At 41.1% G+C, this 14379-nt stretch carries 12 protein-coding genes; 4 read left to right on the forward strand and 8 right to left on the reverse strand.

Annotated elements, in window-relative coordinates; all coding sequences use genetic code 11:
• Window positions 1-105: 105 nt before the first annotated feature.
• From B5354_RS04055 to B5354_RS04080, 6 genes are all read right to left on the reverse strand, one after another.
• Entirely contained in the window at window positions 106-927 is an 822-nt protein-coding gene (locus tag B5354_RS04055; protein ID WP_079526147.1) for a carbohydrate ABC transporter permease, read from the reverse strand.
• A 12-nt stretch (window positions 928-939) separates the two neighbouring features.
• Window positions 940-1782, reverse strand: a complete 843-nt coding sequence (locus B5354_RS04060; RefSeq protein WP_245804723.1) for a carbohydrate ABC transporter permease — start codon at window positions 1780-1782, stop codon at window positions 940-942.
• A gap of 199 nt (window positions 1783-1981) precedes the next feature.
• Complete coding sequence (locus B5354_RS04065) at window positions 1982-3271, reverse strand: ABC transporter substrate-binding protein (RefSeq protein ID WP_079526151.1); 1290 nt, start codon at window positions 3269-3271, stop codon at window positions 1982-1984.
• 34 nt (window positions 3272-3305) lie between these two features.
• Entirely contained in the window at window positions 3306-5417 is a 2112-nt protein-coding gene (locus tag B5354_RS04070; RefSeq protein ID WP_079526153.1) for an amylo-alpha-1,6-glucosidase, read from the reverse strand.
• A 73-nt stretch (window positions 5418-5490) separates the two neighbouring features.
• Window positions 5491-6507: a LacI family DNA-binding transcriptional regulator gene (locus B5354_RS04075; protein ID WP_079526155.1), complete on the reverse strand. Its 1017-nt coding sequence runs from the start codon at window positions 6505-6507 to the stop codon at window positions 5491-5493.
• Window positions 6508-6758: 251 nt separating this feature from the next.
• Window positions 6759-7640, reverse strand: coding sequence for a glycine betaine ABC transporter substrate-binding protein (locus B5354_RS04080; protein ID WP_079526157.1), 882 nt, complete (start codon window positions 7638-7640; stop codon window positions 6759-6761).
• Window positions 7641-8082: 442 nt separating this feature from the next.
• Here B5354_RS04080 and betB point away from each other — a divergent pair, with 442 nt between their 5' ends.
• The 4 genes from betB (at window position 8083) to B5354_RS04100 (ending at window position 12480) form a co-directional block, all read left to right on the forward strand.
• Window positions 8083-9576, forward strand: coding sequence for a betaine-aldehyde dehydrogenase (betB, locus tag B5354_RS04085; protein ID WP_079526159.1), 1494 nt, complete (start codon window positions 8083-8085; stop codon window positions 9574-9576).
• Between the two features lie 150 nt (window positions 9577-9726).
• Complete coding sequence (gene betA, locus B5354_RS04090; RefSeq protein WP_079526161.1) at window positions 9727-11412, forward strand: choline dehydrogenase; 1686 nt, start codon at window positions 9727-9729, stop codon at window positions 11410-11412.
• A gap of 534 nt (window positions 11413-11946) precedes the next feature.
• A complete protein-coding gene (locus B5354_RS20655; protein ID WP_245804699.1) occupies window positions 11947-12039 on the forward strand; it encodes a hypothetical protein in 93 nt (30 codons plus the stop codon).
• Complete coding sequence (locus B5354_RS04100) at window positions 12040-12480, forward strand: SMI1/KNR4 family protein (RefSeq protein ID WP_079526163.1); 441 nt, start codon at window positions 12040-12042, stop codon at window positions 12478-12480.
• Between the two features lie 475 nt (window positions 12481-12955).
• On the opposite strand, the gene B5354_RS04105 is transcribed toward B5354_RS04100, so the two are convergent.
• Window positions 12956-13231, reverse strand: coding sequence for a substrate-binding domain-containing protein (locus B5354_RS04105; protein ID WP_079526165.1), 276 nt, complete (start codon window positions 13229-13231; stop codon window positions 12956-12958).
• Window positions 13232-13326: 95 nt separating this feature from the next.
• A complete protein-coding gene (locus B5354_RS04110; RefSeq protein WP_079526167.1) occupies window positions 13327-14370 on the reverse strand; it encodes a thermonuclease family protein in 1044 nt (347 codons plus the stop codon).
• Window positions 14371-14379: the final 9 nt, after the last annotated feature.

Consider the following 14379-nt stretch of genomic DNA (forward strand, 5'->3'; position numbering starts at 1 on the left):
GTTAGAGGCAGGTGGATAGTTTCAGACTTAACGAAAATGTAACTTAAACTGAAAAAAAGTGAGTCTTTTCTAAATAGAGAAGACTCACTGATAAGTTTGAGTATTTCATTTTCCTCCAGTAAAGGTTACCCCTTTTATAAAGTACCGGTTAAAAAAGGCATAGATTAGAAGTGATGGAAGAGTCATAAGGGCTGATGCTGCCATTATTAAATTCCAAAAACTAATATATTGTCCTTTAAAGCTATTTAGACCGAGAGTCAATGTAAACATTTCCTCTTCTGACATAATAATTAAAGGTCTCATGAAATCATTCCAAGAAGCCATAAAGATGAATACAGCCTGGGCTGCAAGAGCAGGCTTGGCGAGGGGCATAACGATTCTGAAGAATGTCCCAAATCTGCTCAGGCCATCCATTTGAGCTGCTTCTTCTAATTCTTTTGGGAAGTTGATGAAGAATTGACGCATCATAAAGATAAATGTAGCATTCACCATCCCTGGTACAATCAACCCCTGATATGTGTTTAGCCATCCCAGTTCCTTTAAGATCAGATAGCTGGGAATCAAAGTGACTTGAAATGGAATCATTAGAACTAGCAGAACTAAGAAGAACCAAAACTTTCGACCGGCAAAACGAATTCGTGCCAATGCATAACCTGCCATGGAGTTAAAGAAGATATTTAGCAAAACCATACATGTTGTGATAAAAATACTGTTGAACATCCACCTTAGGAAAAGTGGCTCTCTTGAGAAAACTTCCAAATAATTATTGAATGTAAAATTTTCAGGGAAAAAAGTTATGTCGGCAGCTACGATCTCAGATAATGGTTTAAAAGATGAAAGAATGGCCCATAAGAAAGGGATAAACGTGATGACGGCGTACAAAATTAATATAGAGTAAACAATCGTTTTTGTTAGCTTTTTCTTCATTCCGATCCCCTCCTAGTCGTGTAGTTTCTCTTCTCCAAAAAATTTCTTCTGAATTATCGTTACAACCATAATTAAAACGGCAAGTGCCACAGCTAGAGCTGAAGCGTAGCCCATATCAAGTGATCTGAAGGCGTATTGATAAATCAATAACACAATGGTTAAAGTTGAATTGTTCGGTCCCCCTGAACCACCTGAGAAAATGTAGGACTGGTCAAATAATTGAAAGGTTCCAATTACCCCCATGACGACAACAAAGAAAGTAACAGGCTTTAGAATAGGAACGGTAATAAAGATGAATTTTTGCCACCAGTTAGCCCCGTCAATGGTCGCTGCTTCATAAATGGAATCTGAAATATCCTGCATAGCTGCTAAATAAATGACCATAAAGAAAGGTGCTGTTGCCCAAATATTCATAATCATAATAGACTTTAAGGCGATTTCTGGATTTGATAACCAATCATAAGTCGGAAGATGGAGAAAAGATAAAAATTGGTTGATTAGGCCGTCAGGGTAGTACATCCACATAAATATCAAGGTCAGAACTGCGGATGATGTAACGGTTGGCAAAAAGAAAATGATCCGAAATATATTTTTCCCTTTAATATTGGAATTTAGTGCCGCTGCCAGCAGTAAAGCTAAAAAAGTCTGAATCGGTACGACAATCAGAACGTATTCGGCAGTATTTTTCAGAGCAATAATGGCGCGTTTATCATCCGCAAAACGGGTATAATTTTCTAATCCGACAAATTGATAACTCGTGCCGCCAAGCAGTTGAACATCATTAAAGGAAAGGAAAAGTGCGTAAATAATAGGGATGACGATAAACACTCCGATCGTGAAAATCGTCGGCGACATGAATAAGTATCCGGAAAATGATTCCTTTAGTTTTTTGCTGAAGGCAGGTTTTTTTATTTTTTTCGCATGTTTCCGTTCAGGGGGGGTAACCCTTTGTTCTTTTGAATGCGTAGGTTTTCTAGCAGGTTCCATATTAATTCACCTCTTCATCCTTAAAATATATGGTGAGAGGAGGGGTACCCTACCCTCCTCTCTTTAATCAGTTAGAGGCCTCAATTTCATCATTAGCGGTTTTTTGAGCTTGCTCAAGTGCTTCTTTTAACGATTGTTCTCCTAAAAGGGCACTAATAAATTGGTTGTTAAAATTGTTCATAATAATTGGCAAATGTTTACCAGCCTGCCATGGCTGAGCATACGATGCACCTTCAACGAATGGAGCACGCAATTTAGAATCAGCGAACCCAAGCTCTTTTGCCACAGATTCCCTTGTTGGCAGAGCTAGCCCTTTACTTGTCCAAATTTTCATACCTTCTTTTCCAGTAAGAAATGAAATAAGCTCCCAAGCGGCTTCTTTTTTCTCTGATTGTTTATTCATAACGTAGGCAACAGTAAAAGCTGCGGTTGCTTTTTTCCCATTAAGGGTAGGGAGCTGGGCTGTGTTATAGTTCAAATCTTTAAAGTTATTTTCTAGAAATGGAATAGTCCAGTTTCCTTCAACTACCATGGCAGCTTTACCTGTGCCCAGCATATCGCCTCCCCAATCAGCCCCTACATCAGATGGAAGCGCGGCTGTTTTGTCATCCTGATACATCTCAACAAGAGGGGTGAGTGCTTGCACGGCGCTGTCCGTAGCAAATGTTGCTTTTCCTTCCTCATTTGTTAATTGAGCACCATAAGGTTTCAACTTAAAGAATTGTCGAGCTAACTCTTTAGAAATGCCAAGTCCATATTGTTCAGGATCACCATCACCATTTTTATCGACGGTCAGTTTTTCAGCATATTCTCTCAGTTCCTTCCAACTCTCAGGAGGGCCTTCTAATCCGGCTTCCTTAAATGCCTTTTCATTATAGAATAAGGCAAGGGTAGAGAAGTCTTTAGGAAAACCGTAATATTTCCCGTCATGCTTAAATGCGTTGAGCAATGGATCTTGAAAGTCTTCTATATCAAACTCATCTGTTACATATTTATCAAGCGGCTCAAGAACCCCTTTGCTCATTAAAGCGGGTGCTTCTAATGCATCAAGGAAGAAAACATCTGCAGCTTGTCCTCCAATAAGGCGTGTCTTCAAAACATCCATGTATTGATCAGCAATCACGTCGAATTCCACATTAATATTTGGGTGCTCTTCTTCAAAAGCAGCCAAGGTTTCATTTAGTAATTCTTCTTCGATTGGAGTCGATCCCCATCCGCTCATTTGTAGGGTTACCTCTTCACTAGAATCTCCAGAATCATCATTAGACGAGGATGCACCATTACTACAACCTGTTAACACCGTTCCTAATAGCACACTGAATACTCCTAGATAGACGAGCCATTTTTTAAAATTCATTCTTTCCATCTCCTTTCAAAAATGAATGATAGACCTAAACTGTCGAACACATATGATTCTGTTTAATGCTGAAGCCAGTTGAATTCTTCTTAATATCAAGGGTAAATTCATTAGACCCGCGAATAACTGAAAAAGACAGTTTTCCTTCGCCTAATGGCAAATCTTCTATGTGCAATTCATTCATACCATCCATAAGTGCAGGAGCCAGTTCCAACTCTTTTGAAAAACGATCTGGAAATAGCCCGAGCATCGTTTGGATAAAGGTTAACGGAGCGCCAGCTGCCCAAGCTTGTGGAGAGCAGGCGACAGGGTAAGGAACCGGCTTTCCGAGTGATTGATTGTACCCGCAGAAAAGTTCAGGAAGCCGATCATACTCAAAGTGTCCAGCGGCTTTGGCCAGCCCTTCGATTACTTTCATCGCTTCTTTCTGCTTGCCAACCTTACCCATTCCTAAAAGGATCATGCTATTGTCGTGAGGCCAGACACTCCCGTCATGGTAGCTCATCGGATTATATCCAGCTTCACCTTCTCCCATGGTGCGAATTCCAAATCCTGAGAACATGTTACCTGAAGTCAGTGAATCAACCACACTGTTGATCCGATTATCCTTAATCAAACCGGAAAATAGAGCATGCCCAGGGTTAGATGTAAGCGTTCCAACTTGTTTTTTTTCTTTGTCCAGAGCAATAGCATAGAAGTTTTGGTTCTCCATCCAAAATTTTTCGTCAAAATTTTGTTTTAACTGGACCGCTTGTTCCTTGAGTTGTTGAGCTTCCTGGTGTTTGTTAATCGCTTCGTAAAAATCAGCCATACCCGTTTTAGCATGATATACATAGCCCTGTACTTCCGCTAAAGCAATCGGGGCATGCGCTAAATCCCCATTTCGGTGCACAATAGAATCTTCTGAATCTTTCCAGCCCTGATTGGCTATCCCTTTGCTCGAACCTCGGAAGTATTCTACAAATCCATCACCATCACGGTCACCATACTCATCAATCCAAGACAAAGCTGCCTCTATATTAGGAAGCAACTCTTCTAAGAATTTGATATCATCAGTCCATTTTAAATATTCAGACATCAAAACTAAAAAAAGGGGTGTAGCATCAATTGTTCCGTAGTATGGATTAAATGGAATCTGATTCGTGTTAGCCAATTCACCGTAACGGATTTCATGCATAATCTTACCTGGCTCTTCATCACGCCATTCATCCTTCACTTTACCTTGATAATGGGCCATAGTTCGAAGTGTCCCTTTCGCTATTTCCGGCTGAAAAGGGAGTAGTTGCAAAGCGGCAATTAAACTATCTCTGCCAAAAGGCACCCCAAACCATGGAAGACCTGCAACAGGGAATTTACCTTGACCCACATCAGTTAGCAAGGTGTGCAAATCATTGAACCCGCGGTTAATTAAGCGCTGAAAAGGGAGGTGGTCCGTTTTAATGGTCGGAAGCTGCTTATTCCAGTCACGGTGTACTTGAGCCGATTGAGCCAAAGCATCTTCAACGCTGTTGTTAGGTATCGGGTCGTTATTGATGCTGGGACAAATTTTAAATGTAATTTGCTTTTCTTCTTGGTGGGAGAGGGAAAACGGAATGGTCACTTTGTTATCTACTACAGTTGTATCCTGATCGGTTTCCCAGCTGATGTTAGTTTCTCGCTTATTCTCGTCAGAACCTTCATAGGTCAAGGTGATCGAATTGTCTATTGTGGTTTGTCCAGTTTTTTGACCAACTTTCCCATTCTGGAATCCGCGTACTATGAACATATCCGAGAAATCTGCTTCAAAGGAAAGGCTGATTGAGAAGTCAACAGACTTAGGATGGTAGCTTTTTACTTTAATCGTTTCATAAAAAACATCATGATAAAGGAATCTGACCCGTTTTATTTCAATGGATTCACGCCACAATACTACCTTGTCGCCATTTGTTATATGGGGGTTGGTTAACAATACACTGGAGATATAATTGCTGTCGGCTTCAGAAGAAAGCAGAATAGGTTTTTCTCCATTGATCGTAAGGCTTAAATCACTTAGAAAGCGTGTATCTTTTTTGTATAGTCCCAAACCATATGAATGGTTGGGAGGGATATCTCCTGCTTTATCCGTTAAAAGAAAAAGCTCATTGTCTTTCATAACACGATAATCCATAGTTGTATTCCTCCTTTTCCGAAACGTTTTGGAAAAATAGTAAAAAAAGAAAATTAAACGGAAGTGTTTAATTTTAATGACGGTTTGCTGCGGTCGTTTCCCGAACAATCAACTCATTGGGCAGTAGGGTACTTCTTCGGTTATCTTTCTTCTCTAACAATTCAATTAGTAACTTAGCTGCTTCAACCCCGATCTTGTGGGTATCCTGACTGATCGTCGTTAAAGTGGGTGTCACATACGAGGATAAAACGATGTTATCAAAACCAACAACTGAAATATCCTTAGGGATTTCATACCCAAGTTTCTTGGCAGCATGGATGGCACCAAAAGCCATTAGATCACTTGCACACACGAGAGCGGTAATAGAAGGATCTTCTGTAAGCAGTTGTTGTGTTACTTTTTCAGCCGCCTCCTCTTCAAACTCACCGTTTACCACCCAATCCTCGCGCATGGGTATTTGGTGCTTTTTAAGCCCGGCGTGATACCCTTTTAAACGTTCTTGGCTGACAAAAGCCTGGTCATGTCCATTAACCATAGCAATGTTTTGGTGCCCTAGACTAACTAAATAATCAACGGCTTTTAGAATTCCGTTAATATTATCCGTTGTGACATAGCCGACAGCATCTTCTTCGATAGGGATATCAACCAATACACACGGAATTTGATTTTCAATGATTTCAATTAAGTAGGGGTCATTCTTTTTGATTCCCTGAACAATAACACCGTCGACCCTGCGTTCACGACAAAGTTGGGCATATGTTTTTTCCTTTTGCTTCGATGTTGTTGTGTTAAAAAGGACAATATCGTAGTCATTTTCGCCGCAATAGTCATTAACTCCAGTAAGCACATCGAAGACGATGTTATCTTTGGCTCCGCTTCGAGTCAAACCGGAAACGAGTAACCCGATGGTTTTGGTCTGGTTCATTACCAGACTGCGAGCAACTGCATTGGGACTGTAATGCAGATCTTTTGCAACTTGTTTAATCTTATTCCTTGTTTTCTCATTTACATCTGAATAACCATTGAGTGCCCTTGAGACAGTGGTGATGGAAACGCCGACTGTTTTTGCGATATCTTTAATCGTTGTCATTCACTTTTCCCTAACCTTTCCCAAAACGTTTTGGATCCTATAATGTAGAAGTATAAAACAACTTGGAAGCGATAACAACCCCTTATTTTTTGTACGTGTTAATACTGGTATTAGTGCGGATGCTTTACAACGTGTCGCTTCGCTGTCTCCAACTTAAGGGCACGTAAGATCAAGGGAAAGCAATTTCTACCTCAATAAATGATAAAGAAAAGAACATTCCCACATGAGAATGCCCTCTTTACGTCTATATTTTATTTCACCCATTCACCAATCAATTTCTGATTCTCTTCTACCCATTTCTTAGCTCCAGCAATAGGCTCCTCGCTATTCTCTACATACTCAATAAGCTTACCGATTTGTTGATCATTCATCTTCCAATTTTTCAGCCATTGGCTCACTTCTGGATAATCTTCCCCAAATCCTTCTCTTGTCGCATGGTGAATTTTTTCTACACCACCGTATGTTTTCTTCGGATCTTTCAAGAATTTTAGGTCATATTTGGAGAAGACCCAGTGCGGGCTCCAAAGTGGCGCTACGATAGGTTCTTTGTTTTCTATTGCCTTCCCAATTTCAGCTAACATCGCAGGTTCAGAACTTGATAGGAGTTCATATTCCAGATCATAGTCCTTGATTAATTGCTGCGTTACTTCCATTGTACCTGCGCCAGGGTCAAACCCAACAATTTCGCTATCGAACATTTCTTTATGTTCGTTCAAGTCTTTGACACTATCCACTTCTTCTACATAGGTTGGCACAACAAGTCCTACTTTGGCATTGTCATACCAGGTAGCCTCTGAGAAATTAACGGTATCTTTAAATTCTTTTAAATAGTTAGCATCCTGAACGGGTAACCATATTTCTAAACTAGCGTCCAGGTCGCCGCTTTCTAGCGCTTGCATCGTGCTGCCCATGTTCAGATTTTTTAACGTCACGTCATATCCCTTATTTTCTAAAATGACTTTCCACATATTTGTGACCGCAATGTTTTCAGCCCAGTTGATCTGACCGATGCTTATTTCATTATCGCTTTCTTCTGATGCTGTAGCTTCCTCATTAGAGCTTCCGCAGGCTGTCAGAACAGTAACCATTAAGATCGCTAAAATAAAACCAAATTTTCCTTTCCACTTGTTCATGTTGATAAGCTCCCTCTATTTTTATATTTATTCCAACACATCTAAATTAAATGTATTAAGAATAGATTTAACAAAAATTGCAAAATGAAGCCCGCTCTTTTATATGTAAGATTGGGGCAGAGATGGATCCAAGCAGTCTTCAACAAACTACCTGATCACTACTTGTTAAGCTTTTTCTTTTTGACCACTCCTTTTCTAAAAAGTAAAACGTGTTAAATTTTTATCAAACGTTCTTTCTGAACTTTATGATAACGTGTTCAGATTTAATGTCAAATGGAAATCTTTCAAAGATGTCATTTGTAAATGATCCCGTTTCGTATATCACCTTAATTACTTTTCTATATTTCTGTTCTTTATCTTTAAATACTTTGACATCCATAAAAAGGCATGCTAATGTTAAAAACGTTAAATAAATTATTAATAAAATTAACATACATCGAAAATGGAGTTGATAAAATTGGATCATAAACTTCAGCTGCAACATTATATTAATGGGAATTGGGTTGGTGCGGACGCTGAGAATACGCGTACGATTATTAATCCATTCAATCAGGAAGTGATCGCTGTTGTTCCTGAAGGCGATGAATCGAATGCAAAAGCAGCAATCGCTGCGGCTAGAGAAGCTTTTGATAACGGGGAATGGGCTGCTACTCCAGCAACCGAGCGAGGGGCTGTCGTAAGGAAGATTGCTGAATTGATTGAGAGAGATAAAGAAGAACTTGCTTACTTAGAATCATTGGATACCGGCAAGACCGTAGAAGAAAGCCGCGGCGACATGGATGATATCGCGGGAGTATTTCGTTATTTTGCAGAACTTGCGGATAAAGACGGCGGGGAGCTGATCGACTCTCCGATATCAAACTCGATCAGTAAAGTGGTGCACGAACCCGTTGGTGTTTGCGGGCAAATTACGCCATGGAATTATCCTTTACTGCAAGCGTCCTGGAAATTGGCTCCAGCGCTTGCGAGCGGAAATACGTTAATCATGAAGCCAAGTGAAATTACACCGCTTACTACTATAAAAGTATTTGAATTGATGGAAGAAGCTGGTGTACCTGCCGGTGTGGCTAACTTAGTTCTTGGCGCGGGCCATACAGTAGGTGCAGAGCTTTCCAATAACGAAGACGTCGACTTGATTTCTTTCACAGGCGGCATTGCGACAGGGAAGAAGATTATGCAATCGGCAAGCACAAACGTAAAGAATCTAGCTCTTGAGCTGGGCGGGAAAAACCCGAATGTCATCTTTGCTGATGCTGACTTTGAAACAGCTGTCGATCAAGCATTAAACGGAGTTTTCTTCCATGCAGGGCAAATCTGTTCCGCTGGTACAAGGTTGATTGTAGAAGAAAGCATTCACGATAAGTTCGTTCAGGCGCTTGTAGAACGAGTGAAAAAATTCAAACTGGGAAGCGGATTTGACGAAGATACCCAAATGGGGCCGCTTATTTCAGCTGAACATCTTGCAAAAGTAGAGAACTATGTAGAAAAAGGAATCGAAGAAGGAGCAACAGTTGCTATTGGCGGCGGACGCCCAGAAGATCCTGAACTGCAAGAAGGATTTTTCTACCTGCCTACGATCTTTACAGACTGCACAACAGACATGAGCATCGTTCAAGACGAAGGATTTGGTCCCGTTATTACGGTTGAAAAATTCATTGCCGAAGAAGAGGCCGTAAAGCTTGCGAATGACTCGATCTATGGACTGGCTGGTGGCGTGTTTACAAATGATATTGCAAAAGCGGAACGCTGTGCAGCGAAGATGCGGATGGGGACGGTTTGGATTAATGAATTCAACCTTTATTTCCCACACGCCCCTTGGGGTGGATTTAAGCAATCTGGTATTGGACGCGAGCTAGGCAGACTAGGTATGGAAGAATATACAGAAACCAAGCATATCTACCAAAATCTTAAACCAGAGCCGATCAACTGGTTCTAATCGTATTTATTCTATTGAATTAAGCTTTATCCGGTTTTAGAAATAGTTTTATAGATACACTGAATCGAATCAATACATGAAAGAAGGGCATTGCTGCTCCTATTGTCTGAATCCCTTCTTTCCATTCTCAACATCAAGGAGGAACAATAGATGACTGAAACCTATGACATTGTAATCGTGGGCGGCGGGAGTGCGGGTTCCGTACTCGGCGATCGTCTAAGTGAAGATGGAAAAAAAAGCGTGCTTGTCTTGGAGGCTGGACGCAGTGATTATTCATGGGATTTGCTGATCCAAATGCCGGCAGCTTTGCCGTTTCCAGCAGGCAAAAGCCTGTACGACTGGAAATACGAATCTGACCCTGAGCCATATATGAACGGCCGGCGGATCAAGCATGCCCGAGGAAAGGTACTTGGAGGTTCCAGTTCGATCAACGGGATGATTTATCAACGCGGAAATCCTATGGACTATGAACGCTGGGGATCCGACGAAGGTATGGAATCTTGGGATTTTGCGCACTGCCTTCCCTATTTCAAACGTTTGGAAAATGCGTTAGGATCACCAGATGATGACCTTCGCGGTCACGACGGGCCGATCAAATTGGAACGCGGTCCGGCTAAAAATCCTTTATTCCAAGCCTTTTTTGACTCGGGAGTAGAGGCGGGTTACTCAAGAACTCCTGATGTGAACGGCTTTCGCCAGGAAGGATTCGGGCCGTTTGATAAACACGTGTACAAAGGCCAGCGGTTATCCGCTTCACGTGCCTATCTTCACTCAGCCATGAAGCGTGAGAACCTGACAGTCAAGACTCGTGCTTTCGTGACAAGTATCGACTTTGATGGTACACGAGCTAAAGGATTGACCTATCAACGCAATGGGAAGACTCATCAAGTTCAAGCAGGTGAAGTGATTCTCTCAGGCGGTGCCATCAACACGCCGCAGCTGCTTCAATTGTCAGGTGTGGGAGATGCTGAACACCTGAGCTCTCTTGGCATTAAACCAGTTGTGAATCTTCCAGGTGTTGGAGAAAACCTTCAGGATCACCTTGAAGTCTATGTCCAGCACGCTTGTCCAGTTCCCGTTTCCGAACAGCCGAACTTAAGTAAAGCGCGCATGCCTTGGATCGGTTTGCAGTGGATGCTCGGACGTACGGGGCCGGCAGCAACGAACCATTTTGAAGGCGGAGGATTCGTCCGTTCAAACGAAGAGGTCGACTACCCGAACTTGATGTTCCACTTCCTTCCGGTAGCAGTACGGTACGATGGACAAAAAGCACCAACAGATCACGGGTTCCAAGTACACATCGGACCTATGTACTCTGATGCTCGCGGGTCCTTAAAGATTCGCTCAAAAGATCCGAAAGAGCATCCGAGCATGGTCTATAACTATCTTTCTACGGAACAAGACAAACGCGAGTGGGTAGAAGCCATCCGAATTACTCGTAACATTATGTCTCAACCAGCTATGAAAAAGTACAATGCAGGAGAAATTTCCCCTGGCCCTACCGTACAATCAGACGAAGAGATTTTGGAATGGGTAAGAGAAGATGCAGAGACGGCCCTTCACCCGTCTTGTACGGCCAAAATGGGACCAGAATCAGATCCTATGGCTGTCGTAGATCCGCAAACCATGAAGGTTCACGGACTTGAAAATGTACGAGTGGTCGATGCATCTGCCATGCCTTACGTGACGAACGGCAATATCCATGCACCAGTATTGATGTTAGCGGAGAAGGCAGCGGACCTTATCCTTGGACGTAAACCGCTCGATCCTGATCATGCTGATTTCTATCGTCATAGAGTACATTCGGCTGATGCAGCAGGTACAGGAACTAAATAAAAGCTTTCCTTATTATGAAGGCCTCTTTCAAAATGTATTTGCCCTTGAAGCATAACATTTATGATAGAGAGCCTTCTCTTTTTTGGCAAATTCAAAGACACGTACTTATTTCATAATAGAAAAGTAGTTAGCAGGTAAAGGTGCCAAGGGTGTTAGTAGTTTTGTAAAGAATGGTGATGAAGTTGTAGGGGATGTTGGGAAGCGACAGGAGATAATATACCTGAAGTAAAGTTTACAAAGGAACAACTTGCAAATAAACCTAAAAATGCACCTAATCCAGAAAGGTGGCTTAACAAAGGGGGGAACTATTAAAATTGATGAACAAGATACCTGGAGATATACTGACTGGGAGGGGAATTCTGTAAGCTATCCAGGTGGCTACCCAGACTTTAAATCGGCTGGAATGGTAAAACAAGAGGTTCAAATAGGCAAGTTTGAACATTAAGATAAAGATTTTGCTAAAGCAGATAAACTTGCTCCAAATGGACCAAAATCTAATAAAACACATGGCATCATCATGAGAATTTAACCACAATGCAGGAGGTTAATAAGGTGCAACACAGGAGATTCCGGCATAAGGGCGGGATGTCACTCGCTAGAAATTCAAAAGTTAATGGGAGTGATTAGATGAATATAAATTCTTTTGGAAAAGCGAATGAAGATGAAGTTCAAAACCTAGAAGGTTATTTAGGTTTTTCTCTACCAGATGATTATAGAAATTTTTTGAAAAATTATAATGGTGGGACTTCAAAAGTACGATATAGTAAGTTCCGTGTGAAGGAATTAAATGAGAATATTCCTTTAGATGTCTTATATGGTATAAACGTAGATCAAACATTTAACCTGGCAGAGTGTTATGAAGAGTTTGGGGAAGATTTATTACCAAAAAGTTTAATAATTGGGGACGATCCGGGCTCAGGGTTGATCGTCTTAATTCATGATTCAGAAAATGATGGTGTTTACTATTGGGACCATGCATTTTTCTTTGACCAGTCAGATGAGGATGGAAATATTTATAAGATCGCAGGTAGTTTTAGTTCTTTTATTAATGGTTTAGAGCATCCGTAAATTTATTCTAAATGGACCTATACAGATACTCATGTTTCCTTATCAATTTTCAATTACTCTCCCTGAGAGAATAATGATTATGAAATTGTAATATGTAAGCCACTCCGAGTTACTGGAATGGTTTATTTTTTCGTTTTACAAGTGGATACATATCCATTATTTCACCCACTAATGATTATCAATCATAGGTTATAAATTAGGGTCTGTCTCCCGGTACTTTAAAGTGCCGAGGAACAGATCCCAATTTTCGTAAAGACTGATCCAATGGCCGCACCCGTGATGGAGTTCATCGTCGCGATGGTTATGGCTCTCGGAGGATACTTGTATTTACGCTGGCAAGAGATGAAACTCACTGCCAAAGGTAATGCCAGTTAGTTCTGTTGCAGTAGTGAATCCTATGATCATCGGTCGGAATTTTATAAAAAATAAGAGCCTCATAGCTGTCTAGTGAAAAGGATGGCTTGTGAGGCTTTTTTTATAACTTTTTCGGAAACGACTGCGTTTTGTACTTTGAACCCTGGACAGTCCTTGTTGTAGGAATAATAACCTGACGGCCCGTTACATCTTTGTTTTTAATAATCTTAAACAAGTGTTTCGTTGCCGTTTCTCCAAGCTCGTCTGTTGGGTTTTCGATCTGGATGATAGATGGGAACAAGAAAGATGTAATCTCCGTATTACTGTAGCCTCCTATAAGAATATCCGATGGTGTCGAAATACCATGCTCATCTAAGTTCTTATATAAGCTAAGCAGAGTTTCAAATCATGTGAAAAGGTCTGTTCCCATGCCATTAAGCAGCTGGGAACAGACCCTTTGGACATTTACTATATAGTAGTAAAGATAAGAAATTATAAGCTTTCACAAACAAGACCGTCCCCTTCTCCATCTAAACGATGAGGGTCAGAAGCGGGGCCTCCAGTAGCTTCAAAAAATGCTTGTGCTTGCTGGTGGGTACTAAAGTCACCACAATCCCGATCAGGGCCATTAGGATTGTATTTTAATCCTGTGTTTGAGTCCTGTTTAGGTTCCGGATCTGGTTCTGGCTCTGGTTCAGGTTGTGTTTCAGGTTCTTCTTTGTAGTGATAGCCATGGTCATGATCAACGTGAGCATAACCAGGAATTGACCATACACCAATACCTGATGTTCTTGCTGGCTTTTGTGCCTCATGAAACTCATCAAGCATCGTTAAGTCATTGTATAGATATGCTGTCCTTGCAAGTCCTTTTCGCAAAAGTTTCTCCTGGATTGTTTCACCATCAATAAATACATAAGCAAGCAAACGTCCGTATTGATCACGTTCTTCCTTCCCGATCTTTACTCTGACTTTTTCTCCATGGAGTTTTTCTTTTACAAACTGAGAAGCTTCAGGACCAAACGGCTGAACAGGCTCTGAGGGGTGAACAGTTTCGGGTGTATCAATGAGAAGTAAGCGAACATCTTCTGTTTTTCCATTCATGGTTACTTCAAGGGTATCTCCATCGATAACACGTGTAACAGTGGCATTTGTCTTATTGGACTTGTTCTGTTTTAGCTCAGAGGTTTCCGGTTTTTGCTTGCTACTTGATGTATCTCCGTTTGTTGGATGGTTCATGGCTTCCTCAGTTTTAGGGTTTTCTTCAGAAACTTCCTCATCTGATTCTTGTTGATCCTGCTCACTTTTCTTTTCATCATCTTGATCTTTGACAACTTCTTCTGATTTAGTCTTTCCTTGAGAACTTGAGGGCTCTTCTGAACTAGGTAAGATACCAATAAAGATCAATGAAATGATGGTTATGATTGCAGCAACTTTTCTGTTTGGGATTGGAACTTTTAAAAAGTACAGATGCCCTCTAAACAATGCAATTACACCCATGAATAGGGCAATTAATAAAATGAGTTGAATGAAAAACATTCTTAGCCT

It is taken from the genome of Halobacillus hunanensis, from assembly GCF_900166655.1.
GTDB lineage: Bacteria > Bacillota > Bacilli > Bacillales > Halobacillaceae > Halobacillus_A > Halobacillus_A hunanensis.

What these genes read in the sequence shown, in the direction of transcription:
- B5354_RS04100 (WP_079526163.1), top strand. Translation starts at nt 12,040, where the DNA reads ATGAATATAAATTCTTTTGGAAAAGCGAATGAAGATGAAGTTCAAAAC.
- betA (WP_079526161.1), top strand. Translation starts at nt 9,727, where the DNA reads ATGACTGAAACCTATGACATTGTAATCGTGGGCGGCGGGAGTGCGGGT.
- B5354_RS04070 (WP_079526153.1), bottom strand. Translation starts at nt 5,417, where the DNA reads ATGGATTATCGTGTTATGAAAGACAATGAGCTTTTTCTTTTAACGGAT.
- B5354_RS20655 (WP_245804699.1), top strand. Translation starts at nt 11,947, where the DNA reads ATGCAGGAGGTTAATAAGGTGCAACACAGGAGATTCCGGCATAAGGGC.
- B5354_RS04110 (WP_079526167.1), bottom strand. Translation starts at nt 14,370, where the DNA reads ATGTTTTTCATTCAACTCATTTTATTAATTGCCCTATTCATGGGTGTA.
- B5354_RS04055 (WP_079526147.1), bottom strand. Translation starts at nt 927, where the DNA reads ATGAAGAAAAAGCTAACAAAAACGATTGTTTACTCTATATTAATTTTG.
- B5354_RS04065 (WP_079526151.1), bottom strand. Translation starts at nt 3,271, where the DNA reads ATGAATTTTAAAAAATGGCTCGTCTATCTAGGAGTATTCAGTGTGCTA.
- B5354_RS04080 (WP_079526157.1), bottom strand. Translation starts at nt 7,640, where the DNA reads ATGAACAAGTGGAAAGGAAAATTTGGTTTTATTTTAGCGATCTTAATG.
- betB (WP_079526159.1), top strand. Translation starts at nt 8,083, where the DNA reads ATGGAGTTGATAAAATTGGATCATAAACTTCAGCTGCAACATTATATT.
- B5354_RS04075 (WP_079526155.1), bottom strand. Translation starts at nt 6,507, where the DNA reads ATGACAACGATTAAAGATATCGCAAAAACAGTCGGCGTTTCCATCACC.
- B5354_RS04060 (WP_245804723.1), bottom strand. Translation starts at nt 1,782, where the DNA reads ATGTCGCCGACGATTTTCACGATCGGAGTGTTTATCGTCATCCCTATT.